Origin of the sequence: uncultured Ruegeria sp. (assembly GCF_947504215.1) — a bacterium.
In the GTDB taxonomy this organism is placed as follows: domain Bacteria; phylum Pseudomonadota; class Alphaproteobacteria; order Rhodobacterales; family Rhodobacteraceae; genus Ruegeria.
Genome location: NZ_CANNGO010000020.1, coordinates 25,908 through 52,852 on the forward strand (window position 1 = coordinate 25,908; position 26,945 = coordinate 52,852).

Genomic DNA, 26,945 nt, shown 5'->3' on the forward strand with positions numbered 1-26,945 from the left:
ACCTCCTGCTTGAGGTCACCGTAAGCATACTCCGCGTGTTAATCTACGACTTTCAAATGCTTAAGCTGCCATATGCTGAACGTGTAGATCGTTTCAGCCCGGTATTTGGGATCCTGATCGTATGGGAAAACAACCCAATACGGCCCCTTGTCCCTAACAGACATCGTCTCGCCATCCATGCGAGTGGCGATGATCGGAGCGTCGTTTTCAAGTTCCGCCAGTGGCATCGTGACCTTGTAATCGTTCAAGGCCACCATTTCGATACTGGTGCCGTCTGTGTTCAATTCGGTTAGCAGGGCTTTTAACGGCACCCCCGAGAACGTAACTTTATCATCTGTCCAGATCGTTGAGGTGCTGAATGTCACCTGGTCCATTGCGTCAAGATCTTGAAGGCTGAATTCGACGGTTGCGGAGTTAGAGCCTGACGTTGTTACTTCCAACATCATCTCTGCCCGAGCCTTGGCCGGAGTGATTAAACTCAGCAATAGCATGAACAGCACGACGTAAATCCGCGGGTAGTGTTTTTGTGCCATTGAATAGACTCCGGGTCAGATAAACTGGGTTATAACTATTGATCCCCCACGGTCATCAGAGCATTGGCATAGGCAACTATACCAAAGTATAGTTCCGTCATGTTTTGGCCTGATTTTTTGGTTGTGAATGCGTTCAGCGTAAGGACACTGTGGACATGCCTAATATCCTCTTAGCTGACGACCATGATCTGGTCCGCGACACAATCGCGGCCTATCTGGAAACCGTAGACGACTTCAAAGTTCAAACCGCTGCCAATTTGGAAGAAGCGTTGGAATTGATGCGCGGTCAGGATTCCATCGATCTGCTGATCCTCGACTATCACATGCCGGGAATGGACGGCTTGAATGGCCTCAGTCGCGCTCGTCAGGCCTTTCCTGCGACTAAGGTTGCACTGATGTCAGGTGTCGCCAACCGGGAGGTTGCCAACAAGGCAATGGAGAACGGTGCAAACGGGTTTATTCCCAAGTCGTTGAAAGCCGTGTCGCTGGTCAACGCCATCAAGTTTGTACTGTCAGGCGAACGGTATTTTCCCTTTGATTTCGGACAGGCAGATGAGCCAGTGGAGTCATCTGGCGTTTTTGCCACCCTGTCCGGCCGGGAGATGCAGACGCTGGAACAGCTCTGCATCGGCCTCTCCAACAAGGAAATTGCCCGAAATCTGGGAATTCAAGAGGTTACGGTAAAGCTGCATGTAAAAAACGTGCTGGCAAAACTGGGCGTTTCCAATCGAACGCAAGCCGCGCTACTGGCGAAAGAGAAGCAGTTGTTCTAAACGGTGGAACAAACGTCACAACAGGTTTTATCGTTTCTGTTTCAAACCCTCGTTTGGTCGCGTGGCAAAATCCTTATCCTGCTAGAATAGTCCTGTGTCGTGCGCGAAGTCTAAATAGCTTTCGAGCTTTGTCTCGACGATCACTGAAGCGGTCAGCAGCATCAGTTAAGAGGGACACTCGGATTGAATGGCAGACCTTTGAGTCGCAAATGGTAAAGTTTGTGCGAAAGAAAAAAACCAGATTCGCCGCAATCAATGACTTAGCTGCCGTCAAATGGAAAAGCTATGTGTCGCCGTACATCTCCTATGTGGCGACAAATAGTTTTGCCTTTTGCGACAGAACTTTTCCTTTGCGCCGCATAGCTTTGCCTTCTGCCAAATGGTTGCGTTGAGTATGTTTCCCCATAAAAACTGGTTTTGAGCGAAGCCCTTCAGGGCGATCGTCTCTAAAACCTGCTCCCGGCGAGGGTTGGGGGTACAAGTGCAATTCAATTCGATGGGGTTGGCGCGGCCCGCAGGCTTCAGCCGAGGACACAGGGCGGTGATCAGCGACGCTCTTTCTCAAGAACCGGGTGGGGCAGGGCGAGCTACAAAATCAACGATGCGGTGGACTGGAGCAAGTGAACGAACGGCTAAGAACTGGATATCTGGCTCATACGGACCAACAGGCGAGAACCTGATCGCACTGATGAAGCACTCAGACACAGTTTTCGCGGTTGTACTGGAATTGGCGGGACGGAGCGAAGCGATATCGATCGCACGGCTAAGACTTGTCAGAGAAGAACTGGCCGGAATTTTGAGTGATTTAGAAACGATCTGTACGGATGATGGCGATCAAAAACCAAAATAGACTCCTGCGGCTGCTCCAACGCGATGGAAAGCCTTTGAGTCGCAAATGGCAAAACCCGTGCGCCCATGAAAAACCGAATGACTCAAAATCAATGGCTTAGCCGTCGTTGAATGGCAAAACTATGTGTCGCCCGACAGCAGGCACAGCCGAGGACACGGCCCTGTCTAAAAGGGTTGCCCGAGGGGGAGGGCCGCGCCCTCACCCTAACGGCCAGTGGCGTTTGGCTTGTCCAAGTCCCGCTGGCCCAGGAAAGGAAAGTGATGAGGTAGAGGGCCTGCCGCCATTTGCGATTGTATCATTCTGTCGAACTGAAAAAGTAACAGTCTGGCCACCTTCCGGGCTTTCGCTGCATGCGCAGTACCAGTGGCCACGAACGGCCGTTTTGCGTAGAAAGCGAACTTTGCAAATTTTCGTGGATGTCAGTTCCGAACCCAAAGCCTCCGCGCAATTTCCATCACTCTGTCTGCCTTGCAAAATGGTTGCAGCTAAGGATTGTAACGAAGACTCATAACCCTCGGTTTTACGTCGTTCTCTTAGATTTGCGTTGTTTTAATTGACACATTGCCTTGCATGCGATCCGCTAAACTACGTCATCTGTTTTAACGCAAGGATTTGATGTTATGCCAGAATCGCTCAACCTGCATAAATTTGAAAACCTAAGTCCTTTCCAAATCAAAGACGAACTTATCAAGTTGGCGCAAAAAGAGGCGCGGCAGATGGCTCTGCCATACCTAAATGCCGGTCGAGGGAACCCTAACTGGATCGCCACTAAAGCACGGGAGGCTTTTTTCCTTTTAGGGCAGTTCGCTATGACAGAAGCACAGCGCCATCGTAATGAGCCGCAGGTCGGCCTGGCTGGGATGCCCCAAGGGCCCGGCTGTTATGACCGGCTAAAAGCATATTGTGCCAAATCGGTCGAAAGAAACGGCCCTGCAGGTGCGGAAACTTTGGTGGCCGTAGTGGATTTTGCGATTGAGAAATTTGGTTTCATACCGGACGATTTCGTGCTCGAGTTGACCGACGGTATTGTTGGCGACCACTACCCGATGCCCGACCGGTGCATGGAGCACAACGAGGCGATTGTCCACGAATACGTTATGTGGGCGATGTGCGCGGGGCACCGACCGGATGCGGAGTTCGATATCTACGCAGTTGAGGGTGGAACCGCTGCGATGTGTTATATTTTTAAGGCACTCAAAAACCAGCGGTTGCTGAATGCCGGCGACACCATTGCGTTGGGCACACCGATTTTCACGCCCTATCTGGAAATGCCGGTACTTGAAGACTATGGGCTGAACACCGTGGATGTATCTTCGAGAGAAGAGGACCACTTTCAACTGAACGACGAGGATTTCGAAATTTTGTCCGACCCGAAAGTCAAAGCACTATTTCTGGTCAACCCGGGCAACCCGTCATCAGTTGCAATCAGCCCCGAAGTCTCGACGCGGCTTGTCGAGTTCGTAAAGAACCGCCGCCCGGACCTGATCATTTTGACTGACGATGTTTACGGGACCTTCGTTCCAAACTTTCAGTCCATCTTGGGGCACCTGCCTGAGAATACCATCGGGGTCTATTCCTACTCCAAGTATTTCGGTTGTACTGGATGGCGTTTGGGCGCGATTTTGGTGGCCGAGAACAACATCTTCGACAAGATGATTGCGGAGGCTCCGGACGAAACCAAGGCCGTCGTCAACGCACGGTACGAAACGTTGACGCCCGATCCATCCTCGTTCAAGTTCATTGACCGGATCGTTGCCGACAGTCGCGATGTTGCGCTGAACCACACCGCAGGTCTATCACTACCGCAGCAGGTGATGATGACTTTGTTTTCACTGGTCGAGCTTATGGACGAAGAGAAGGCCTATCAGAAATTCTGCTGGGGTATTCTGAAGCATCGCTTTGACGAATTGGTCGAAGGGATGGGCATCGAAGTTCCCGATAACCCGCTATTCGACAAATACTACGGTATCATCGACTTCGAATTCTGGCTCCGTAAATACGTTGGCGAAGAGGTGGTCGAGTGGATCAAAGAGAATGTCCACCCGCTAGATATATCCTTCAAACTGGCTCAGGACCACGGGATCGTTTTGCTGAATGGATCGGGCTTTGACGCGCCCAACTGGTCAGCGCGGGTATCGTTCGCCAATTTGGATGACAGCGCTTACCGCCAGATCGGAAGAGCGGTGCGCGCAGTGGCCACTGGTTACGTGCAAGCCTACCGTGCCTCGAAAGGACTGCCTTTGCACGGTTGAAATCTAGCAACAGCAAAGAGGTAAGGATCAGCGTGATGATTGGCAGACACGCTGATCCCACCCTTCCAAGTTAGGACCCCGGTTGTCGCGCCCATTTCCGGTTGGACTCACGGAACAAAAGCCACAACCAGCGGCCCCCAGAGCGTCAGGAAGATGTTGGCCACGGCATAGGTCATGGTGAAGGCCGGTGTGGGAGTCGAGTTTCCAGCCTTTTCCAATAGTGTCGCAAAACCGGGATTGCCCGAGCGTGATCCGGTCACCACCGCACAGGCCTCAATCGGGTTTTTTATTCGCAAGGCGAAATAGTTGATTGGGAACTGCACGATCATGGGCATCAATGTAACCACTACACCCAACAGCAGCAGCGTGATCCCGTATTCCTGAATCGCCTCTAGTGCGGGCTTGCCCGCATTGAGGCCAACGACACCAACAAACACAGCTAAACCAAAGCTCTGAAGAAAATTCGCAGCCCCACGGTTAATACCGCCGATCTTGGGTCGCCGGATGCGCAGGTAGCCGATGATCAACCCTGTAACGAGGCAACCGAGGCCGGACCCCAAAGCCACCTTCGTTCCCGCGATGACAAAACTGATCTCTCCTATCAGATAGCCGATGGCCACGCCGATCCCCAATGCAATGAAATTGGTGACCGAGGCCGAGGGCGGCACGTAGCCCGCAACTTTCGCAACTCGGTTCAGGTCGTCCTTGTGACCGACAATGCTGACCTCGTCACCTGCGTGGATCTCAGTGTTGTGCAGGACGGGGACATCATGGCCCATGCGGGTGATCTTTGAGATGTGAACACCGCGCCTCTGATCCGCGGTCAGAGCCTCGCGCAATTCCGCCAACGTTTTACCAGTCAGTCTGCGGTTGGTGACCACTACGTTACGACGTTCCTCTACAACTGTCAGTTCAGGAGGATACTCTCCGATTTCCCCACTGGCGCTACCCTCGAACTGAGTCAAAGTCGCGACGAGCCCGGAGACGACCACAACGTCGCCGGCATTGACTATCGTTTCCGGGGTCGGATCCACAGGAGCGCCATCGTGGAGCAACCGTTCGACGATCAGATCGCCATCATAGCCACTTTCAATATGCTTGACGGATTTTCCGGCAATGGTTGCATCGCCATTTACCTGATAGGCTCGGGCGTCAAACCGGTTCATAGGAAGGAACTCACCTTCCTCTAGTTTGCGACCGCCGCCGCTGAGTTTCTGAGCCAGCTTAATCGCTTCTTGCCGCAGGTCGACACGCATAATAATTGGAATGACACTAACTGCCAATATTGGGCCGATTGAGCCGAAGATATAAGTAACCGAGTATCCTACGGCGATGTTGGTTTTCAACTTTTCCGCCTCATCTGCGGCCAGCCCAAGCAGATCGATGGCATTTCCAGCGGTACCAATGATTGCAGATTGTGTCAGGCCTCCAGCCGCCAACCCAGCCGCCAGCCCTTTATCCAAGCCGGCCAACCGAGCAACGACTATAACAAAAAACAACCCCCAGAGGGTCATCATAAATGCGGCCAGTAACTTGGTCAGTGCAGTTCGGTTCAAGGCAGCAAAGAATTGAGGCCCGCCATTGTAGCCGACCATGAATATGAAGAGGGAAAAGAAAACATTCTGAACATCGGTGCTAAGGTTGATACCCCCGATCTGGCCAATGAAGACCGCCACCAACAATGTGCCAGCGATGCCCCCCAGTTCGAACTTGCCGACCCGAAACTTTCCGACGCCGTATCCCAGACCCAGACAAAGAAACAGTGCCATGATCGGGAAAGCGCGCAGCTGTTCTGTAATCAATTCCATTGTGAAATCTCCCGCGTCCCAACGCTGGTCGTTGCCGCTCAAGATACAGCGCCTAACTGTATTGAAAACAAAAAAATTTAGACAACCGGTGTTGTGCGGGCATTTCGAAACTACTTGGAACAAACTCTCTTAAAGGGCAGATGCATTTGCAGCCTAAAAAACTACTTTGGAAGGTAAGTCACGCCATTCACTCTTTGTTTTTGGGGAGTGAGTCTTGGACATCTCGATGGATTTTTGTGTTCCCTTCGGACATGCTGCAGATATTCTCACGTAAGTTGTAGCGAACAGAGGTTGTTTTTCTGACCTGATCTGCAGGAATGAAGTCATAAGTCTGAACTTCGGGTGACTGTGTACAGGACAGCGTCCTCATAAACGCAGTTAAGTCTTCAGTCTCTTTCTCATACAATTTCAGTTCCGAGAGTATGGCAGCGTTGTTGGCGTGCAACTTTTCTTGGGTCTACTGGAAAACAACCAGCAATTTTTTGCTAGTAAAAAGACGATCATCCAAGCTGGCAGGTTTTTCCGCAACCTGCCAAGTGCGGCTCAAATCCAATGTCAGCTTCAGGCCGTTGACCTGCTGAGTGCACCCGCAGCGGCAAAGTCACTCGGCAACGGCAGCAATGGGCTCATCGCAGGTCCGCAATCGTTCTGTGAGCTTACAGATCTAGCGATCAGTCTTGTCGCACATCGCAATTCTCTAGCAATAAGCATCGAACAGACGCCTATCTTTCAAAAGACTTCATCTGTTTTTTCGCCTTGTCCCAAGAAGCCCCTAGCCTTCTGCGCAATTCATTAACTGAAGGACAGTCTTGAAGCGCTTTTTGAACTTCGCTGCTATCGAATTGAATAGGAGGCCTTCCTGAGCGAATTGGAACTTCGCGTTGCTTAAGGCCGTTGGAAAGTGTCGTTGGCTTCAGCCCATGACGCTTCGCTACCTGCGCCAAGGACATGCGCGATTTATAGTCTTTGATGACGCGTTCCCATCGATCAAAACCCAGCTGATCCAGTAGCCTCCAAAGAGACTTGCGAGAACAATAGTACCGTGCACGTAAATCTTTGAGCATTTCTATGGCACGAAAGTCTGCAACGAGATGCTTCGACGAGAATTGAAAAGGCAGCCCTGGTTTGGCTTTCAACCAGACCGTCGCACAGAAATCACCATTTTTTTCCAAACGAATATGACAGCGTGTAACTGCCGTCGGGTCTATTTTTCGGAAAGTTTTGTAGTCGTTCTTAACCATCCACGTATCGCGGGCAAGCTACATGCGGCTTTCTCTTCAACTCGCCAATTCTATGTTTCTACTTCCAAGAAGGTGCTTTTGCAATTTGGGGCAGCGTTTAAAAGATTTGACTGCCGCGCGCACGATCAAATCTATTTGGGATAGTTGAAAAATCGACTCCATTCGCGAGGTCAAGTCATGAGACACAACGATATCCCTATCGACCGAGCAAGGCACGCGCGGATCAAGTGTGAACTAGAAATCAGAGGGTTGAAGCTCACGGACCTAGCGCAACGGATCGGTGTCGGAGCCAGCGCCGTCAGCTCTGTGTCGCTTGGGAAAAGCCGTTCAGAGAAAATCGAAAGGTACCTGGCTTCTGTGTTAAATCAGCCGGTTGAGGAGCTGTTTCCTGAGCGCTATGCCCAATCAGAGTTGGCTGAGGGGCAAAGCCCGGGAAGGCCGTGAATCCGAGGTTCTGGAAAGGTTGTGGCGTTGCGATGGGACCCATTTGTGAGCCAGAAAGGACCGAGATCCTGTGTTTCAGGCAGAGGCCAGACAACGGTCTATTGGGTGTGGGCACGCCAGTTTACGCAAACTACTGAATTCGCGCATCGAGCAATCCTTAGTTGATGTCATCGATGCACTTGTCTCCGTGCTGTTCCAGCCACTTCAAAGAAAGGAGGACGACAAATGAGCCCCTAGAAAAAGCAAAGCCCCCGAGAGCTGGCACTCTCAAAGGGCTTGGTGCAAATGAATAGAACCCTTTTGCACCTCATTCATGACCCAAGTTTTGTGACCCGTCAACCGCGCTGATCGTTTCAGCGGACGGGTCGCCCTTTGTCTCCACAAATGAAGAGGAGCCGAACGGTGCGGGCAGAGCTCGCAGCTACGGCAATAGATATGTCTAAAGATGACGACGACTATTTCTATCGTCCCCCCGAGCCAACCACGGCCGGGCTGATGTTTCCTGCACGCTCAAAATTCACTGTGCGTGGTTTTACCTTGGCCATGACGCCTGTCGAAATGTACTGGCGGCAGATTATCTCTGCCAGCCAACATGAGCGGGCAAACTGGCGAAGATCTTTCCCGCACCGCAGCAAACGCCAAAAGCCTGACCCAAAAAGGCACGCGCACCCAGTTCAGAGGGTCACTTTCTGCGCCCGCAACACGTTGTTTTTCAACAGAATGGGCGGAAAGCTGTCGTTCGCCGCATGTGCAAAACTCAACTTTTGGTTATGTGATAGGAGACATTCGGGTAGGAATTCTCAGATCAATTGATAGCGTCTGTCCCCAGAGCAGCGAAGTCTACCTCATGCCGCGAAAGTCGCTCGGCTATTTGCCTAAAACACTTTGCCCGACAGGTGTTCTTCAAGCAGCAATATCCACCCAATCGTAATAAGCGTCGAGACGATGCCAATTGGCAGAACCGCCTTCATGAACTGAGTGAACGTTACTTCAGCGGCGCCCATCCGGTCGGCCATTTGCAGCACGATCACATTGCTGGCGGCGCTAATGATGAACATGTTTCCGGCCAGGGTCGACACACCGGCCAGCATCATCAGGTTCGGCACATCAAACGAGGGCAACAGCTTGAGGTACATATCCACAAGGGGCACGTTCGAAAACACCTGACTGCCGAAGAAGCTGATCCCGGCAGTGACCAGCGGCTCGTTCATATGCTCGCGTTCTTCGCCGAGCATCGCCTGCAGCGAGCCAGAATCCAGCAGCGCGCCGGTCACGATGAACATGGCAACAAAAAACACCAGTGTTGGCCAGTCCAGCCGAACAAAGGTTTTGGCGCGCGCGCCGTCAAACAGATAGACCGGAAGACAGGCAATTGCCGCTGCGACGCCCAACTGATACCCGAAATCGGAACCAGTGGCGGCCAGTATGCTTTCGACCGTCACCAATACGATCAGAACCGCGATGGCCGACAAGACGGGCCACTGGGTACCCTCGGTCTCTTGCGCCAGGTCTGATTGCTCACCCTCGGGTGTGGATACCACCATACGTTTTGACAGCCACAATGCGCTGCCCCCCAAACAGATCAACGTTGGTACGATCAGCCAATGCACGAATGTGACCATCGGAGCCGGCACTTCTCCGCTTGCGGCGATCAGCAGGTTCTGTGGGTTGCCGATGGGCGTGGCCATACTGCCAATGGTCACGGCCACACAGAGCGCCACTAGAAACGTCTTTTGATCCGCTCCAGTTTGACTTGCCAGCATCAAGGCAATGGGCGTGCCGATAATGGCGGCGGCGTCATTCGTCAGAACCGCGGCAACCAGCGCGAACAAGAGCATGAAGGCGACAAGAGACACTCCGGGCGTCCTCCAGCCAACCATCCATCCCGCAATCCGGTGCGAGATACCATTTTCATACAGCGCCCGGCCAATGGAAAAGACCGAGAACAGATACAGCATGACATTCCAGTCAATCGCCTGGTACGCTGACTTGGGCGTAATCGTTCCACTGATCAGCAGAACGACAGCACCTGCGGTCATCACATGCCAGATCTTCAGAAAGGAGGGCAACCATTCGCGAATGGCGATGAGTGTAAAGACGGCGATGGAAACAGCGAGGCTGAAGGACAAAGGGCTCTCTCCGCTTTTTGGGACTAGGACGTTTCAGCGGCGGGCTGTTTGTGCGCCGCCGTTTCGGGCATCAGGGTTGCAAAGATGATCGCGCCAAGGATGGACACTCCGGCCAGAAAGTAGAAGGCTAGGTCGTAGCTGGCGAACTGTACGATTTCTTCCGCAATCAAGTTACTCGCAGACGCGCCAATACCCACAAGTGTCGCCAAAGCGCCCTGAGCAATGTTGAACCGCCCGGTTCCTTTGGTAACGTCCGAGACAATCAGTATGAACAAGACCGCAAAGATGCCATTTGCTACTCCATCCAGTGACTGAATCGCCACCAGAGCTACTGAGTTGTCCGTCATAGTATATAAGATCGCGCGAACTGGCAGAATCGCAAATGCCATCAAGAACAGAGGTTTACGTCCCCAGCTATCCGCTGTTTTACCGCACAGTATCGCCATGCCGATCATGATGAACTGGGCCGAGATGATGCAGGCCGAGGTGAACGCAATGCCCGATTTTGTGTCCCCGCCACTGGCGACCTTTTGGCTGACCAATGGCAGCATGCTGGCGTTGGCGCAGTGAAACAGCACGATCGAAGCACCAAAGACAATCAATGTCCGATTACCTAGAATGGTGGCGAACCCGCTAGGTCTTTCCTCGCCTAAGTCGTCCTCGGCCACGCCACCGCGGGCAGCTTCATGGTCGATATCCGAGGGTTTGATCATAAGCGTGCAAAAGATCATCCCGATACACATGACCGAGATCAGCACAAACACACCATCCACATACCCAGCCAGCGCCAGTCCTGCGGCGATTGCAGCGGCAACCACATTGCCCGCATGGTTCCAGGCCTGATTGGCACTGGTCTGACGCGTGAACGCACGTCGACCGACAACACCCAGGGTGATCGCCGCTATCAGTGGACCAAGAAAGGCAAGGGCCACACCCATCGTGGCCTGTGCGCAGTAAATGGCGTATTTCGCATCCGAAAATACAAGCGTCAGCGCGGCCAAGCCCACAGCCGAGACGCATGCCACCATCAACAGGCGTTTTGCACGCGTCCAGTCAATCAATGCACCCGCCGGGGTTTGCGCCAGAACCGTCACAATCGATCCCAGCGCCAATGCAAATCCGATACTTTGCGGGGACCAGTGTAATTGGGCCAGAAGATAGATCGCAAGATAGGGTCCAAACCCCGCAGTCACATCACCGGCAAAAAAATTGACCCCTAAAAGCGGGCGGTTCAAAGCTTTACTGCTCTGTCCAGTGCTGTTGCCGCCTACCAAGATTCCTCGCGCAAAATGCCGCCTCCCAAGTTGCTTTTTCCGATCTCAGCGCGCTGACGCCGGGGCAGCGTTTGTCACGAATGTCGCTTACTTTGCGTCATCAAACAACCCACGCGTGTTTCTCTAATTGAAAACTATTGGTTAGCGATTTCGTTGTGGGGAACAATTTGGAGTCAGATTGACCCCAAACCCGTTCAATTTGGACCATGCATTCATACGCCGCACGAAAGCCGCGCTGATTGCTCCAGCGGCTACACGCGACACCGAGATTGGGTTCACACAGACGACGGTGCGGCCGCTCTAGCTCTCAAAGAGCTGAAATAGCTTGTCCAGATCTGATCCAATCTCGAACCGGACATTGCGGGCGCCTACCCGACGTTGACGAGGGACAATATCACAGGATGCTGCGCTGCATCCGAGGCCGGCTAACTCTAGCTCAAAAAATAGTCACGTAGAGCATCAGGCGGCTGTAGGATTTAAGTTCGACGATCTAAACTACCCAACAAGGCTAGCGACATAACTGACTTTGTAGCTAAATAGCTCGATGTCGCTCGGCTGGGTTCAAACTCTGCGGCACCACATGAGATGCCGCAGAGTGGTTTTGATCTAAAACGACCAGCGAAGGCCTGCGCGCAGGAAAGGGCCTTGCGCGTCGTTGCCGATTTCTTGCTCTGCATTCAGTTCCAAAAGCATATCCTGAGCAAGGTTTTTCTCATAACCAATCGCGACGCGTGCACCAGTGAAGTCAGTTGATGCAAAGACGAGCGACTGAGTTGAGGAAAACACGGTAACATCCGTTTCGGAAGTTCCAAGATCGCGCCTTAGAATTCCGCTCAGCTGAGCGCTCAATACTCCGCCATTGTTGAACTGCCTCTGGGCTTCCACACCCAACTGGGTTTCGATAACCTCGGTAGTGATGTCCCCAATGGTGGCGTCGGCGCTTGACCCAGTTTCAGTATAGCCATCGTCCTGCTGGTTGGTATAGCGGGCATTCGCAAAGCCAAGCACCCCGAAATCGCCGTTGATGTCAAAGTCACGCTCAACCGCGACATGCGCTGTAAACAACCTGCTGTCGTAGTCGGCACTTGCATCGTCACTGCCACTGATTTGTCGGGTGCGATCCGTCGAAAGCCAACCGTAGCCAAGCCCTGCCTCAAAAGTGTAAGCGCCAATTTGTCGACCCAAAGCGGCGTCAAGATAGAAGCCGGTCGTGTCAAAATCAGTGGAATCGGTATCTCCATCAGCCGAAAACACGCCCATGCCGACAGCTAATGCAAGGCCATTGTCCATACGTCCGCTAAAGCCAGCACTTCCGTTGAATATCGACACATCCGTATCGGAACTGGAATCGGATTCGAACTCTCGATACTCGGCGCTGATCAGAGCAAATGGCCGGAATCCAGCAAGAGTTGCACCCTGCGCAACTTCTGGCGAATTGGCATAGCTCAGCGCATTGCCGCTGCTGCCCACCGTGCTACCGAAGGCGGCAACGACATCACCTGAGAGTGCGATGTCATTGGTGTCGACGCTTGCGTAGACAGGGGCCGCTCCGCCTTCGTCTTCGACAAACCAACCCGACCCTTCACTCGACACCGTAGTCGTGAAAACACCCGCGCCAGGTGCAGCATCTTCAAAGCGGAAGATGGCGCTGCCACCTTGGGCGTCTAGGTTCACGTTGTGCGCGTTGACCCTAATGAGGCCCTGCACATCATCCTCGGAATCAGCATTCAGCGTACCCGAACCGGAACCGAGATAGACGGCATAGACTTCGTCATTGCCAGATACCCGAATGGTTCCCAGGCCATCGATCGTACCGTCGAAATTGTCGAACTGAATACCGGCAGCACGTGTTCCCGAGACACCGGTGGCACTTGCCGTAATCTCACCTGTATTCATGAACGATCCCTGCATGTCGCTGGCATAGACCCCGATCCCAGTCGATTGGTCCCCGGTTGTCATCCCACCTTCGGCTGCAACAGTGATGCTGCCAGAGTTCGTGATGTCCCCGGTGGCAAGCTCGTCAACATAGATGCCGTAGGCCTCGGCTTCGGTATCACGCGAGATTGCTGTGGCTGTGATCACGCCCGAGTTCGTGATTGTGCCACTCAGATTGTCTGTCAGATAAACGCCAGCCGCCGTCGCAGAATCCTCGGCAGCCTCGGCGCGCAGCGTCATGGTTCCCGAATTGGTGATTGCACCCGAGACGTCATCACCAACATAGATGCCCGAAGCTGTCGCTTCAGAGGCTGTGTTGAGCGATTGCGCCGTGCCAGTAATCGTACCCGAGTTGACGACCGTGCCGGCGACAATGTCTTCAAGATACATACCGCCTGCATAGGCTTCGTCATCGGTATCGGCACTTGCAAAGGCGGTGATCGTTCCGCTGTTGATGATGGTAGCACCATCCAGCACATCATCGTCTACATGAATACCATATGCGGACGCATCAGATTCGACTGCAAGCGCAGTAACTTTGATCGTACCACTATTTTCGATCTGGCCGGACAAATCGCCTTCCACGTGGATACCGTATGCAGTCGCCTCGTAGGTTTCTGGAGCAGACGCGAAAATCTCCATCGTGCCTGTATTGCGGATCACACCGGCCGCATCTTCGTCGACGTAAATCCCCGAGGCAGACGCGGTACTATCGATTTTGGTGATGGCAACCGCTTTGATGGTGCCCGAGTTAACAATCTCACCTGTTTCTAGCAGGTCGTCGTCTACGTAGATGCCCCAAGCGTAGGCGTAATCGTCGGCGAATGATCTGGCCCGTATGTCAATAGTACCGCTGTTTCTGATCACCCCCCCAACGTCACCGTCAACGGCGATGCCGTAGATTGATGCAGTACTCCCGTCGGTCGTGTCGATAAGCCCATCGATCTTGATTGTGCCGGTGTTGGCGATTTCACCGGTCTCGGTGAGGTCGCCGTCGACATGGATACCCCAGGCCTCGATGTCCCCATCTGTTGCCTGCACATCAACCTCAATGGTGCCGTTGTTGACAATCGACCCGGCAACATCGCCGTTGACCTGTAACGCATAGATGTCCTCTGGATCAGACCCCGTGATATCCAACGAGATGGTGCCGTTGTTTATCAGTTCGCCGCCTTCAAGCAGGTTCCCATCCAATAGCAGACCCCTCGCAGTGTCAGTGTCTGACGCAACGACTGAAATCGAGCCGTTATTGGTAAACGTACTTGAATAATCCGTAGTGATCGTAAGAGCAGCAGCAGTTGTGGAAGCTATCTCAATCGCACCGCGTGCAGTCACTTCGTGATCAGCATCGGTCGTGAAAACCTGAGGCGTAGTCACCACATTTGAGATCGCATCCGCATGCGCGCCCCCCGCAGTCAGTGCAATCATCGACACCTGCGCCAGCAATGCAGCAGGAGCAGCGCTGACAATTTGGCCTTTCCATTTGAAAAGACGCCCACCACGGAGCTTGAGGGCGTTCACCCCGGACTCATTTTTTGACATGTACTATCCCGTTAGATTTATTTTGTGTTTTTTTATCGAAGCTCGCCGCGTTTTCGCGATCGGCTACCCTTCCAAACCGTTAAAAAACCGTTAACGAATATGCAATATGCCAGTTATGCATTGCATAAACTGGCTTGTTGTTGTTGGAAATCCGTAGAAAAACTGCAACACAATGTGGCAATTTGACTGCGCTTTGGGCCAGGTTGCCGTCGTAGGAAATTCTGGAGCTACTTGGATGTCAAAAAACAAGACCTTGTCCATCGGAGAGGCCTACAACCAGGGCGTACATGCCTACGAAACAGGGGAGTTGAATAAAGCTGTCAGTGTTCTGAACCAAGTGCTCAAGGCGGCGCCCAAATACGCGCCTGCGCATCAACTGCTTGGCGTAATTGCGTTTCAAACCGGTCAAACTGGGCCAGCCGAAAATGCCATGCGCGAAGCGATCCGATTGCAACCGGACAATGCCGGGTTTCTGTCGAATTTTATCGAAGTATTGCGGACAAACGGCAAAGCTGAAGAAGCGATCCGTGCGGGTAAACGCGCAGCCCAACTTGATCCCGGGTCTGCAATTGCCCATTCAAACCTAGGGTTAGCCTACTATGATCTGGGCGACTTAATCGATGCCGAAGCTTCTCAAAAAAAGGCATTGGCCCTCCAACCGGATCTAGTTGCCGCGTACAACAATCTGGGTTCAATCGCGCGCGACAAAGGTGACAGGACGGCCGCAATCTCATTCTATCGACAGGTACTGGACCTACGACCGGATCATCTGGAGAGCGTGAACAACCTCATTTCAGTCCTGATCGAGACTGAAGCTGTCGACGAAGCCAGAGAGCTGACAGAAAAGTATGTTAAAAAAGGGCACGCTTCCGCAGAGCTACATCGTAACCGCGGGCGGCTTCATGTCTTGCATTGCGAATGGGATGAGGCCGAGCGCTGCTTCCGCATGGCCATTTCTCTGGATGAGACAAAGCCTGAATCCTATGTCGGGCTTGCACAGGTTCTGGCCGAGAAAAATCTACACGAACTTGCCCTTCTAGAGGCAGAAAAAGCGCAACGCATAGATCACTCCCACGCACCTGCCTATCATTACATAGCAGTCTGCAAATCGTACTTGGGTGACATGGACGCAGGTTTTGTCAATTACCAGAAGGCCCTTGAGCTGAAACCTGATTTCACCGCAGCCATGATCGCCCTCGGCTATCTGAAAATGGAGCAAGGAAATTTTGACTCAGCCCGGCATTGGTTCAACAAAGCAGCAGAAGAAGATAATCCGCGCCTGAATGCCCAGATTGCGCTGGTCAAGCTGGACAGGGTCACCCAAGACAACCCGGATTTCAAAGCTCTTGAAGCCGCATTGCCGGACGCCGACAAGATGCTCCCTGAACAGTCAGTCTCGTACCACTATGCGTTGGGAAAGTGTTACGAAGACCTCAAACGCTACGAAACTGCCTTTGAAAACTTTGCAAAAGGGGCTGCAATAAAACGCAGCATAATCGATTATGACGCAGATCAGATTGAGGAAACGGCCGACAACCTGATCGGAGTATTCACGCCCGCGCTAATCGAAAAACTGCGCAAAAGCGCATTGCACAGCGATCAGCCGATCTTCGTGGTTGGTATGCCTCGGTCCGGAACAACACTGACCGAGTCGATCCTTGCCAGCCACACAGATGTATTTGGCGCCGGAGAACTGAGCTATTTACACAAGTTGTTTGCCGACCAGCTTCGCGGCGGCAACAAGAAAACCGGCAGCCTGATTGCAAGCCTGTCGGAACATGAGCTTACGCAGCGTGCGCAACGATATGTTCAGCAGCTTGATGCGCATGCTCCTTGCCAACCGCATATCGTAGATAAAATGCCAGCCAACTTCCTGATGGTTGGCCTGATTCATGCAGTGCTACCTAACGCGCGGATCGTGCATATTGCGCGTAACCCGTTTGACACCTGCTTGTCCTGCTTTACCCGCGTTTTTCAGCGTAGCCAGTATCATAGCTATGATCAGGTCGAGTTGGGCCGGTATTTCAAGGCCTATGTTCGTGTTATGCAGCATTGGAACGAATTGCTACCTGCCGACAGTTTTCTTACGGTTCACTATGAGAACCTTGTAGAAGACATCGAATTTGAAGCGCGTCGCATGATCGCTTTTTGCGGCCTAAAATGGGACGAACGCTGCCTTGACTTCCATAAAGGGGAGCGGCGCGTCCGCACTGCCAGCGTTCAGCAAGTACGCCAGCCGTTATACAAGTCGTCCAAGGAAAAATGGCGCAACTATGAAGCTCATTTGGTGCCTCTTACTCAGACGATTGGAGAGGCAAGGATCCGTTTTTAATACACATTGATTGAAATTCAGTCCCGAAGTGAGTCTGTTCGACTAAAGAGTATTGTTTTGTCGCCGATATCATCGGGACACATATGCCAACAAGTGCTCCAAATGAAGCAATGTTTCCTTGACCGCGAACGGGCGGGTGGGAACAAACCTTGCATAGGGTCAGGATGCATTGATTTCCGTCGCTTCGCGTGATTCACGGCAGTGAAAACGCAGCGGTAGCATGAGCGACCTTTTCTGGCTGACGGACGCGCAAATGGCGTGGCTGCAACCTTTCTTTCCGAAGTCACATGGCAAGCCTAGGGTCGATGACAGACGGGTATTGAGCGGGATTGTCTTCATCAATCGCAATGGCTTGCGCTGGCGTGACGCTCCTGCTGCTTATGGTCCTTACAAGACGCTCTACAGCCGATGGAAACGTTGGAGTGAGAAAGGCATTTTCGCGCGGATGATGGCCGGGTTGGCTGCGGAACACGGTGAAGAAAAGACCGTGATGATCGACGCAACGTATCTGAAGGCACACCGCACAGCGACCAGCATGGGCGTGAAAAAGGGGGGGCGTGGACGCCTGATTGGTCGGACCAAGGGCGGCATGAACACAAAGCTGCACGCCATCTGCGATAGCCAAGGCCGCCCGCTTGATCTGTTCGTGACCGCTGGGCAGGTGAGCGACTATATCGGCGCACGGGCATTGTTGAGCAGCTTGCCGGATGTCGATTGGTTACTCGGGGATCGCGGCTACGACGCCGACTGGTTCAGAGAAGCGTTGAAAGACAAAGGGATACGCGCCTGTATCCCCGGTCGAAAGCAACGCAAGGCAAAGGTCAAACATGACAAGCGCCGCTACAAGCGACGCAATCGGATCGAGATCATGTTCGGGAGGCTCAAGGACTGGAGGTGCGTCGCAACGCGCTATGATCGATGCCCAAAGGTCTTTCTCTCAGCCATCGCCCTCGCGGCAACGGTAATTTACTGGTTATGAATCCTGACCCTAACTATCGGGGGCTTCTCCTGATGTTCCTCGAGTTATCAGGGTCGCTGAGTATTCGAAATGACGGACTGGTAGCTCGGGTGTTCGCATTCGGTCTAGAAGGATTTCGGCCAACCGCTTGCCTAATTTCTTCGGGTCGATCGCCATGGTTGTGAGGCCAGGCATCGAGACGGCCGCATCTTCAATGTCATCGAAGCCTACTACTGAAAAGTCACGCCCTGGTTTCAAACCGGACTGGATCAAGCCGAAGCAGGCACCAAGCGCTACAACATCTCCGTTACAAACAATGCCTGTCACCTCGGGGTGTTTGTGACGGAGCGCTGCGACAGCGTCAAATCCGGCGCGCTTGGTCTCCTCACAAGGCCAGATTATTGGGCGTACGCCATCCAGTTTTTCACAAGCGCTAAGGTAACCGGCAATTCGTTCTTCACGCACCGACGTTTGCTCGATGCCGCCAAAATAGGCGATGTGCTTGTGTCCAAAATCAATCAAATGCTGTGTGGCTTGAGTAAGAGCCTCGGTGTTTAGAACACCAACGTGATCAAGGGACTGTGATACCTTGCGCATGAAAGTAACAGCGGGAACACCGTGGGCCTCCAAAAGCTCCATAGCGTCCTCGTTCGTGTCGAGCGCCGGCACCCAGATCAAGCCGCGTCGACCAAATCTGATGCAGGCTTCCAGGAGGCGGTCCTGACGCTGAAGATCTCCTTGTGCATCGAGGACCGACACCATGAACCCTTCGGTTTCGAGCAAGTCGACGGCGCCGCTTACAACCTCTGCGTTAAACGGGTTGGCCAGTTTGTTAATGATGAAACCGATTTCGCGATTGTCACCCGAACGCATAGTGGCTGCTGCTTGATTTGGGACGTAGCGCAGACGCTTGGCTGCGCTCAGGACTTTCTGACGTGTCTTCTCTGAAATCCGGCCGGTGTCACGCATAACTTGGCTGACGGTTGGAACCGACACGCCCGCTTCTTTGGCAACGCTGGATAAGGTGGGTTTTTTCGTCATGGGTCACTGTTGAGGTATAACGTTTGCATAAGATCGCAAGTGATTTTGCAAATGACAAGTAAATTATGGCGAATACTTGACGGCAACATACTTGACTCAAGATACAACGATATATCATATTAACTGCATTCGCCCGCGGACTGACCCAAAGGTGTCGGCGAGGGAGAGAGGTTGCCTGTTTCTTTGTCAGCCTCAGACATAGGGAGGAAAACATGTCTATTCATTCGAAGCTAGCGGGAGCCGTGTCCGGTGTGGCCATGCTTGTCGGCGCTTTCACCGTGCAAGCTGAAACTCTGTTCTGGTCGACCCAGGCCCGGCCTGCCGAAGAAGCGCAGGCTATGCGGACCGAGGTTCTTGGTGGCTTCGATGGCGGAGTGGATTACCAGCCGAACGAAGATGGCCCTTGGCTGACCCGTTTGCAAGCTGAACTACAAGCGGGCTCGGGCAGTATTGACTTGCTGGGTTCTTTGCACGGCAACTTCTCGGCGATGAACCCTGATGACCTAATGGATCTCAGTGATCTTGGCGTCATGTCGGCCTCAGACACTTTCAATGATCTGGCCAAGTTGGGAACTGACAGCCTGCACTACATGCCGTGGATGCAAGCAAGCTACATCATGGCCGCCAACACTGAAGCGCTGCAGTACCTGCCTGAAGGCGCGGACATCAATGCACTGACCTATGACCAGTTGATCGCGTGGGCGGCGAATGTGGAAGAAGCAACTGGACAGAAGAAATTCGGCTTTCCTGCAGGTCCCAAGGGCCTGAAACACCGCTTCTTCCAGGGCTACCTCTACCCGTCCTACACTGACGGTGTTGTGCGGACCTTTGCGTCGCCGGAGGCTGTGACGGCATGGGAGAAGTTCAAAGAGCTGTGGAGCCATACAAACCCCGCATCGACCAACTTCTCATTCATGCAGGAGCAGCTGTTGAACGGCGATGCCTGGATTGTCTTTGACCACACCTCGCGCCTTGCGCAGGCGTTTAATGAACGCCCCGACGATTTTGTCGCTTTCCCGGCGCCTGCTGGTCCGACCGGACGTGGCTTCATGCCTGTTCTGGCAGGTGTTGCCATACCGCGGACCGCGCCAGATGCTGAAGGTGCCAAAGCATTGCTGACTTATCTGATGCAACCCGAAACGCAGATCGCGACCCTGAAAGCGACAAACTTCTTCCCTGTGGTTGAAGTCGAACTGCCAGACGATCTGCCGCCTTCGGTCAAAGCCGCCGGCGAAGCGGTTGCCAGGATGAGCGGCTCACCAGATGCTAATCCTGGCCTGCTGCCTGCAGGTCTGGGTAGCATGGGTGGGGATTTCAATCGTGTTTACGTAGATTCGTTCGAACGCATTGTTTTGGCTGGTCAGCCTATTGAGCAGGTTCTGGAAGATCAGAAGAAACAGCTTGAAAAGATCATGAATGAAACGGGCGCGCCCTGCTGGGCTCCTGATGCGCCTTCGGAAGGTGCTTGCCCGGTCGAGTAAGACCTTCCCTGACTGCCGGGCCACCGAAGCGGTGGCCCGGTTCCCCAGCAAAATCCCAACTCAAAGGAGCGGTCCGATGGAAGCGCGGCTATTGCCTTACTTTCTGATCCTCCCGGTGACGCTATTTCTCTGCCTGTTTTTCCTCTACCCGTTTGCGCTGGTTGCGCAGCAGGCTTTTGGAACAGGAAACGGCTTTTCACTGGATAACTTTCGCGAAGTTGTGAGCTACTGGAAGTTCCCGATTTCTATGAAGAACACCTTTCTTCTGGCCGCGGCCGTGGTGCCGATTCAGTTGGCGCTGTCACTTCTGATGGCCACGATGGTCACGAAGATGCAAAAGGGCCGCGATCTGGTTCTGTATATTTGGACCATTCCGCTGGGTATCTCTGATCTAGCAGCCGGTATCATCTGGCTGGCGATCTTCGAGCAGTCGGGTTTTCTGAACTCGATGATGGTCGGGCTTGGTGTCACCGACCAACCTGTAAGTTTGCTGAGCTATCAAACTCCCTGGATTGTGTTCCTGGCGATCATGTTGGCCGAGATTTGGCGCGCTACAGCGATAATGCTTGTGATCCTTGTGGCGGGCATCGGCCTGATCCCCAAGGAATACTACGAGGCTGCGGATGTGTTTGGCGCCTCGCGCTGGAAACAGTTCACCCGGATCACCCTGCCGCTTTTGCGCCCGTCGCTGCAAACGGCCCTGGTCCTGCGCGTCATCCTGGCCTTCGAGGTCTTCGCCGTGGTTGCTGCTCTTGGAGGCACGATCTTCCCGGTACTAATGGGCGAAATTTACGCCTATCAGTTTGACCTGCAAAATGGTGGGGCAGCAGCAGCGCTGGCGATCATCGTTCTGATTATCTCGATCGTCTTCACTCTGATCATCATGCGCGCTCTGCGCGTCCCGAAAGGAGCTACGATATGACGGCTGTAGCAGACGTTGTAGCCCCTGACACACGCAAGGCGGGAAGGGGGCTCTACCGAGCAGGAGTGATCTTGCTGTGTGCCTGGGTGATCATACCGCTATACCTGCTGTTCGTGAACACAATGTCCTCACCGGATACGGTGAACAGTTTCCCCAAGAGCTTCATACCGGAGTTCAATATGGGATCCCTGGAATTCTTTATGGGGTTCCAGGGGATGCTGAGGGCGCTGTGGAACTCGGTTGTGGTGGCTTTGATGACGATGGTGATGTCCATCGCCATCGGAGCGCCCGCGGGCTACGCCCTATCGCGGTTCGACTTCCGTGGGAAAGAGCTGTTCCGGCTGCTGATCCTGCTGACCCGGGCCTTTCCGCTGCCCTTGCTGGCACTACCCCTTGCGGTTCTCTTTATCCGCACAGGTCTGGATGACACGGCCTTCGGTCTGGCGCTGGTCCACACGACCCTGGCGATCCCATTCGCGGTGCTCATCACCTTTTCGCTCTTCTCTGGTATCCCGCTGGAGCTTGAGGAAGCAGCGTGGACGCTGGGCTGCACACGGCTGACCGCCTTCACCAAAGTGATCTTGCCTCTGGTACTGCCTGGGATCACGGCCTCGGCGATCTTCGCCTTCGTCATTTCGTGGAACGAGGTGTTCGCGGCGGCCGTGCTGACCATCGAGAACCGCACGTTGCCCGCATTCCTGTTGCAAACCCTGGGCGAGGCCCCTTTGCACCTGAAATTTGCAGGCGGCTTCATCCTCGTGGTGCCTGCGCTGATCTTTATCTTCGCTGTGCGCAAATACCTCTTTGCCATGTGGGGCATTGCCAACCGCTGAACGGTGGCTGAAAGGAAACTGTTATGGCTGAAATACAGATCAAAAACGTTGCCAAGAATTTTGGGTCTTATCAGGCTCTGCACGACATTAACCTGACCATCGCAGATCAGGAATTCATGGTCCTTCTGGGGGCATCGGGCTGCGGTAAATCCACGCTTCTGCGCATCATCGCAGGGCTTGAGACAGCAACGACCGGCGAAATCTGGATCGGAGGCCGCCGGGTAGATCACCTGTCACCCAAGGATCGCGGCATCTCGATGGTGTTCCAGAACTATGCGGTGTTTCCGCACCTGACAGTGTTTGAAAACATCGGCTTTGGTTTGCGGATGCAAAAACTACCGGATGATGAGGTCAAACGCCGGGTCGAACGCACCGCAGGGCTAATGCATATCGAGCAGCTCCTTAAGCGCTATTCAGGCGAATTGTCAGGTGGTCAACGCCAACGGGTCGCGGTCGCACGTGCCTTGGCGATGGAGCCGGACGTAATTCTGATGGACGAGCCCCTATCAAACCTTGACGCACTGCTGCGGATGGAGATGCGTGCCGAGCTGAAGGGCGTTCTGGCCGAAAGCAAGACCACCGCAATCTATGTAACCCACGATCAGGTCGAAGCTATGTCCATGGCCGACCGGATCAGCGTTATGCATCAGGGCAAGATTGTTCAGGCAGCCACGCCCATCGAGGTGTACAGGGATCCAGCGGCCGAGTTTGTAGCCAGTTTCATCGGCAATCCGCCAATGAATTTCCTCCCCGCTGAAGCTGCGGGCTCTGGTCGCTGGACAGTGGCCGGGCAGAACCTTGACGGTCCGGCAAATGGTAAGGATCTGAAATGGGCCATCCGCCCGGAAGATCTACGCATTGCGGATCAGGGGTTTGGAGCGCGAGCCAAGGTTGTAGAACCTTTGGGCGCACATCTGCTTGTGACTTGTGATGTAGACGGGCACCAGTTCCGCGCAGTCCTGGACAGTGAGCTCAGCGTGAAACCTGGTGACGTACTTACCTTGGCACCGCAAGAGGGACGGGGGCGTTGGTTTGACCCCGAAACCACTCTGGCCGTCGCTTAAGGGAGAAACAGGATGAGCCAAGCTCTGATCGACCAGGCCCGAGGCGTCATGGAAGGAAATGATAGGGGCACCTACACCGTTCCTACCCATGGCCTCTATCCTTTCCAATGGAACTGGGACAGTGCTTTGTCCGCGCTTGGCTTTTCACATTTCGACATGGATCGGGCCTGGGTCGAGGTCGAGACTCTTATGGCCCATCAGTGGGACGATGGTATGGTGCCACATATCATCTTCCACGAACCAGATGATGGATATTTCCCAGGTCCTAACGTCTGGCAAACAAGGCGAGTAGTGCCCACGACTGGAATCACCCAGCCAGCGGTTGCGGGTTTTGCGCTGCGCAAGTTGTATGATCGGACTGAAGACAAAGCAGTCGCACGCGAGCGTCTTGCCAGGCTCCTGCCCCAGGTCCATGCATGGCACAGATGGTTCTACCGCGATCGCGATCCCAAAAGCACGGGACTGGTCGCAATCATTCACCCGTGGGAGTCTGGCAGAGACAACTCGGTGGATTGGGATGAAGGGTTGGACGCCGTGCCGATCGAGGGTGTCGCGCCATTCACTCGGCGCGATACGACACACGCCAACCCAGATCACCGCCCGTCGGACGAGCAATACAAGTGCTATATCTGGCTGGTCGAGTACTTCCGAGGGCTTGGGTGGGATAATGCGAAGCTCCACGATGCCTCGCCCTTTTGCCTCGTTGATCCGGGCTTTAACGGCATCCTGATACGGTCTTGCGATGATGTCGCGGAATTAGCCGAGTTCTTAGGCGAATCTTCGATGGCTTCTGAGGCGCGTAAGATGGCCGCCAATGGCCGCTCGGCGCTGGAAAGCCTGTGGAACCCTGCTCTGGGGCAATATACGTGTTACAACCGCGCCGCAGGTCATCTGCAAGACACACCTTCGATTGGTGGGTTGCTCGCGGCAATTGCCCATGTCCCTCATGCTCGAGCTGATGCGCTCGCACGGAGGATCGCTTTGTTGGCTGAGCGATGCGACTATCTGGTGCCCAGTCATGACCCGGCAGATGGCGCTTTTGACAGCCTGCGCTACTGGCGCGGACCGACATGGTTAATCGTGAATTATTTGATTGCTGAAGGCCTGATTCGGTCAGGGCAGGGGGCCATGGCGCAGCGTATCCTGGCTGACAGTTTGCGCCTCATCGAGAAAAGTGGCTTTGCAGAATACTATGACCCAAACAGCGGCGAGCCCTGTGGTGGTGGAGATTTTACCTGGACCGCAGCCATGGTGATCGAAATCCTCAAGACCCAAAAAGTGTCAGCATGAAACGTTCGCGCATCAATGAGATCATGGACCAAGCAGCTGAGTTCATTTGCTCTCATGGCTTTGCTTTGCCGGCCTTCGCCTATTGGAGTCCAGAGGAATTCAAGGCTCGTGAAAGTGCTGCGCGTCATGTGATTGACGCACGTTGCGGATGGGACATCACTGATTACGGTGACGGTGATTTTGAAAGGATGGGCCTGTTCCTATTCACTCTGCGCAACGGGTTGCAGAGTGATTTAGCCAAGGGCGGCGGCATGTGTTACGCCGAGAAACTGTTGATTTCGAGGCGGGACCAGCTGTCGCCAATGCACACGCATGTTCTGAAAGCTGAGGATATCATCAACCGCGGTGGCGCAACTCTGATTGTTGAGCTTTTTGGCTCAGACGACGCGGGTGGTTTTGCAGAGGATCGCGGCGGTGAGGTCTGGCTGGACGGCATCCGACATCATTACCAACCGGGCGAGAAGCTGCGCCTGGCGCCCGGAGAAAGCGTTACCCTGCGTCCTGGTGATTGGCACGCGTTCTGGGGCGAAGGAGGGGATGTGTTGATCGGTGAGGTCTCAACCATCAATGACGACGAGACCGACAACATCTTTCGTGAACCCATCGGCCGTTTTGCCGAGGTTGAGGAGGATGTTGCGCCGACGCATCTTTTGGTCAGCGACTATACCAAATGGCTTGGCTGATTGATGAAATTTGTGATGACCAACTGGCGTTGGCGTTGGAACGCAACTTGTTGGACGAGCTGCGTTGCCAACAACCGCAAGGTGTTAACAGCACAATTAATTTGGTCTGCCAAACGGATGGCACCCTGAAGGGCGGGCTTCTGGGCACAACATCTTATGGTTGGTTGTTGCTCAAAGTCTTGTGGGTGGCTCGGCCTTTCCGGCGTCAGGGGTTAGCACGCGCGTTGTTCGACCGCGCTTCTACCTTGGCCGTAGCGAGGGGTTGTCGCAGCGTCTGGCTCGACACCTCCGATCCCAAGGCACGCGAGATTTATTTCCGCTGGGGGTTTGTACAGTTTGGCAAGCTAGAAAACGGACCGGATCGTGGGCCGTCAGAACACAGCCGTTGGTTCTTGCAACGGCCCATCGCCTGATCCGGAACGGGAAACCTATGATTGACCCCGCCAACAACCCTCGAAGCTTTCTGGAACACCTCTTTTCTACCGCCGTTGCTGTGGCCGACCCCATGCTCGTGGTGCCCCCACACTTGCCAAAGCGTCCAAAGGGGCGGCTGCTGGCGATAGGAGCAGGCAAGGCCAGTGCCCGCATGGCCGAAGCCGTTGAGGCCTACTATGGCCCTTGTGAGGGGCTCGTCATTGCCCGTTATGGGTTTGCTCGACCGTGTAATGGTATCGAGATTGTCGAGGCGGCGCACCCAGTGCCGGACGACACCAAATGGATCGCCTGCAAACCGGGGTTCTTCCTGCATGTGAGGGTTCTGTCACGACTGTTTCGCCGCCCTTTCATCGAAGGGCTGATAGCGCTGCACCGCACCGGGCAGCTTGCACTCTTCGGCGACCTGAAAAGACTGGCGGATGCAGAGGCTTTTGCCGCGTATCTTGATCCGCTGCGCAAAACTGAGTGGGTCGTCTATGCCAAACCACCCTTCGGCGGGCCTGAAGCGGTGCTGGCCTATCTCAGCCGATACACCCACCGGGTGGCGATCTCGAACCATCGCCTCGTCAGTGCCAATGCTGACACCGTGGCTTTCCGGTGGAAAGATTATCGCATCAAGTCGGGTGACCGAATGAAGGTCATGCGGCTCGACACGGGCGAGTTCATCCGCCGGGTCCTCATGCACGTCCTGCCCGACAGTTTCCACCGCATCCGCCATTATGGTCTGCTGGCCAGTGCTGGCCGCAAGGCAAGTATCGCGAAGATCCGGGCTTTGCTTGGGGTGCAAGTCGCACTGCAAGAAGACGCATCCTCCGCCGAGATCATCCCGCTCACCCTGCGCGAACCGTGCCCCGAATGCGGAGGGCCGATGCGCATCATCGAGATCTTCCGGCGCGGCCAGAAACCAACAACCCGCGGCCTCCTCCTTGTCAGGGTTTTCCAACGCGGGCCACGCTCAGCACTCGTTGAAACCTTGCAACATGGCCCGCTTCGAAAAACCTTAAACAAAGCTGCCCTTGGTGCTGCCACCTCGAACGGCCGCAAAGTCCCGCAATCTGTGAATTAGCATGGCGAACGATCTTGCGAGCGCAGCGAAAGGCCGGTTTGGTGAAGCCGCATTGCGGC

20 protein-coding genes are annotated in these 26,945 nt (G+C 54.1%); 13 read left to right on the plus strand and 7 right to left on the minus strand.

Annotated elements, in window-relative coordinates; genetic code table 11:
* Positions 1-38: 38 nt before the first annotated feature.
* Positions 39-533: a molybdopterin-dependent oxidoreductase gene (locus Q1B21_RS21375; RefSeq protein ID WP_299892974.1), complete on the minus strand. Its 495-nt coding sequence runs from the start codon at positions 531-533 to the stop codon at positions 39-41.
* 155 nt (positions 534-688) lie between these two features.
* On the opposite strand from Q1B21_RS21375, the gene Q1B21_RS21380 reads away from it, so the two are divergent.
* Both Q1B21_RS21380 and Q1B21_RS21385 read left to right on the plus strand, forming a co-directional pair.
* A complete protein-coding gene (locus Q1B21_RS21380) occupies positions 689-1,306 on the plus strand; it encodes a response regulator transcription factor (RefSeq protein WP_299892976.1) in 618 nt (205 codons plus the stop codon).
* 1,470 nt (positions 1,307-2,776) lie between these two features.
* Entirely contained in the window at positions 2,777-4,408 is a 1,632-nt protein-coding gene (locus tag Q1B21_RS21385) for a bifunctional aspartate transaminase/aspartate 4-decarboxylase (protein ID WP_299892978.1), read from the plus strand.
* Positions 4,409-4,515: 107 nt separating this feature from the next.
* Here Q1B21_RS21385 and aspT read toward each other — a convergent pair whose 3' ends face one another.
* Positions 4,516-6,216, minus strand: a complete 1,701-nt coding sequence (gene aspT / locus Q1B21_RS21390; protein WP_299892980.1) for an aspartate-alanine antiporter — start codon at positions 6,214-6,216, stop codon at positions 4,516-4,518.
* Positions 6,217-6,938: 722 nt separating this feature from the next.
* Positions 6,939-7,457, minus strand: a complete 519-nt coding sequence (locus Q1B21_RS21395; protein ID WP_299892982.1) for a hypothetical protein — start codon at positions 7,455-7,457, stop codon at positions 6,939-6,941.
* 177 nt (positions 7,458-7,634) lie between these two features.
* Here Q1B21_RS21395 and Q1B21_RS22405 point away from each other — a divergent pair, with 177 nt between their 5' ends.
* Positions 7,635-7,901, plus strand: a complete 267-nt coding sequence (locus tag Q1B21_RS22405) for a helix-turn-helix domain-containing protein (RefSeq protein WP_366525430.1) — start codon at positions 7,635-7,637, stop codon at positions 7,899-7,901.
* An 875-nt stretch (positions 7,902-8,776) separates the two neighbouring features.
* Here the strand turns inward: Q1B21_RS22405 and Q1B21_RS21400 are convergent.
* The 3 genes from Q1B21_RS21400 to Q1B21_RS21410 form a co-directional block, all read right to left on the minus strand.
* The gene (locus tag Q1B21_RS21400) at positions 8,777-10,030 is read right to left on the minus strand and encodes an SLC13 family permease (protein WP_299892984.1); all 1,254 of its coding nucleotides are present in this window, start codon (positions 10,028-10,030) and stop codon (positions 8,777-8,779) included.
* Between the two features lie 23 nt (positions 10,031-10,053).
* Positions 10,054-11,265 (minus strand): MFS transporter, encoded by a 1,212-nt coding sequence (locus tag Q1B21_RS21405; protein ID WP_299892986.1) that lies wholly within the window; start codon positions 11,263-11,265, stop codon positions 10,054-10,056.
* Between the two features lie 645 nt (positions 11,266-11,910).
* Positions 11,911-14,781: an autotransporter domain-containing protein gene (locus Q1B21_RS21410; protein ID WP_299892988.1), complete on the minus strand. Its 2,871-nt coding sequence runs from the start codon at positions 14,779-14,781 to the stop codon at positions 11,911-11,913.
* Positions 14,782-15,016: 235 nt separating this feature from the next.
* Between Q1B21_RS21410 and Q1B21_RS21415 the strand changes: the two genes are divergently transcribed.
* Both Q1B21_RS21415 and Q1B21_RS21420 read left to right on the plus strand, forming a co-directional pair.
* On the plus strand, positions 15,017-17,113 hold the full coding sequence (locus tag Q1B21_RS21415) for a tetratricopeptide repeat-containing sulfotransferase family protein (RefSeq protein ID WP_299892990.1): 2,097 nt from the start codon (positions 15,017-15,019) through the stop codon (positions 17,111-17,113).
* A gap of 220 nt (positions 17,114-17,333) precedes the next feature.
* Positions 17,334-18,092, plus strand: coding sequence for an IS5 family transposase (locus Q1B21_RS21420; protein WP_299892992.1), 759 nt, complete (start codon positions 17,334-17,336; stop codon positions 18,090-18,092).
* Positions 18,093-18,101: 9 nt separating this feature from the next.
* Here the strand turns inward: Q1B21_RS21420 and Q1B21_RS21425 are convergent, their stop codons facing one another.
* On the minus strand, positions 18,102-19,112 hold the full coding sequence (locus Q1B21_RS21425) for a LacI family DNA-binding transcriptional regulator (protein ID WP_299892994.1): 1,011 nt from the start codon (positions 19,110-19,112) through the stop codon (positions 18,102-18,104).
* Between the two features lie 212 nt (positions 19,113-19,324).
* Here Q1B21_RS21425 and Q1B21_RS21430 point away from each other — a divergent pair, with 212 nt between their 5' ends.
* From Q1B21_RS21430 to Q1B21_RS21465, 8 genes are all read left to right on the plus strand, one after another.
* Positions 19,325-20,593 (plus strand): ABC transporter substrate-binding protein, encoded by a 1,269-nt coding sequence (locus Q1B21_RS21430; protein WP_299892997.1) that lies wholly within the window; start codon positions 19,325-19,327, stop codon positions 20,591-20,593.
* Between the two features lie 76 nt (positions 20,594-20,669).
* A complete protein-coding gene (locus Q1B21_RS21435; protein ID WP_299079430.1) occupies positions 20,670-21,515 on the plus strand; it encodes a carbohydrate ABC transporter permease in 846 nt (281 codons plus the stop codon).
* Entirely contained in the window at positions 21,512-22,348 is an 837-nt protein-coding gene (locus Q1B21_RS21440; protein WP_170411550.1) for a carbohydrate ABC transporter permease, read from the plus strand. The genes Q1B21_RS21435 and Q1B21_RS21440 overlap by 4 nt, the downstream gene beginning before the upstream one ends.
* A gap of 23 nt (positions 22,349-22,371) precedes the next feature.
* On the plus strand, positions 22,372-23,412 hold the full coding sequence (locus Q1B21_RS21445; RefSeq protein ID WP_299893000.1) for an ABC transporter ATP-binding protein: 1,041 nt from the start codon (positions 22,372-22,374) through the stop codon (positions 23,410-23,412).
* A 12-nt stretch (positions 23,413-23,424) separates the two neighbouring features.
* A complete protein-coding gene (locus Q1B21_RS21450; RefSeq protein WP_299893002.1) occupies positions 23,425-24,702 on the plus strand; it encodes a trehalase family glycosidase in 1,278 nt (425 codons plus the stop codon).
* A complete protein-coding gene (locus Q1B21_RS21455) occupies positions 24,699-25,385 on the plus strand; it encodes a D-lyxose/D-mannose family sugar isomerase (RefSeq protein ID WP_299893004.1) in 687 nt (228 codons plus the stop codon). Before Q1B21_RS21450 ends, Q1B21_RS21455 begins: the two co-directional genes overlap by 4 nt.
* Entirely contained in the window at positions 25,373-25,798 is a 426-nt protein-coding gene (locus Q1B21_RS21460; RefSeq protein ID WP_299893006.1) for a GNAT family N-acetyltransferase, read from the plus strand. The genes Q1B21_RS21455 and Q1B21_RS21460 overlap by 13 nt, the downstream gene beginning before the upstream one ends.
* Positions 25,799-25,815: 17 nt before the next feature.
* Positions 25,816-26,886, plus strand: coding sequence for a transposase (locus tag Q1B21_RS21465; protein ID WP_299893008.1), 1,071 nt, complete (start codon positions 25,816-25,818; stop codon positions 26,884-26,886).
* Positions 26,887-26,945 lie beyond the last annotated feature (59 nt).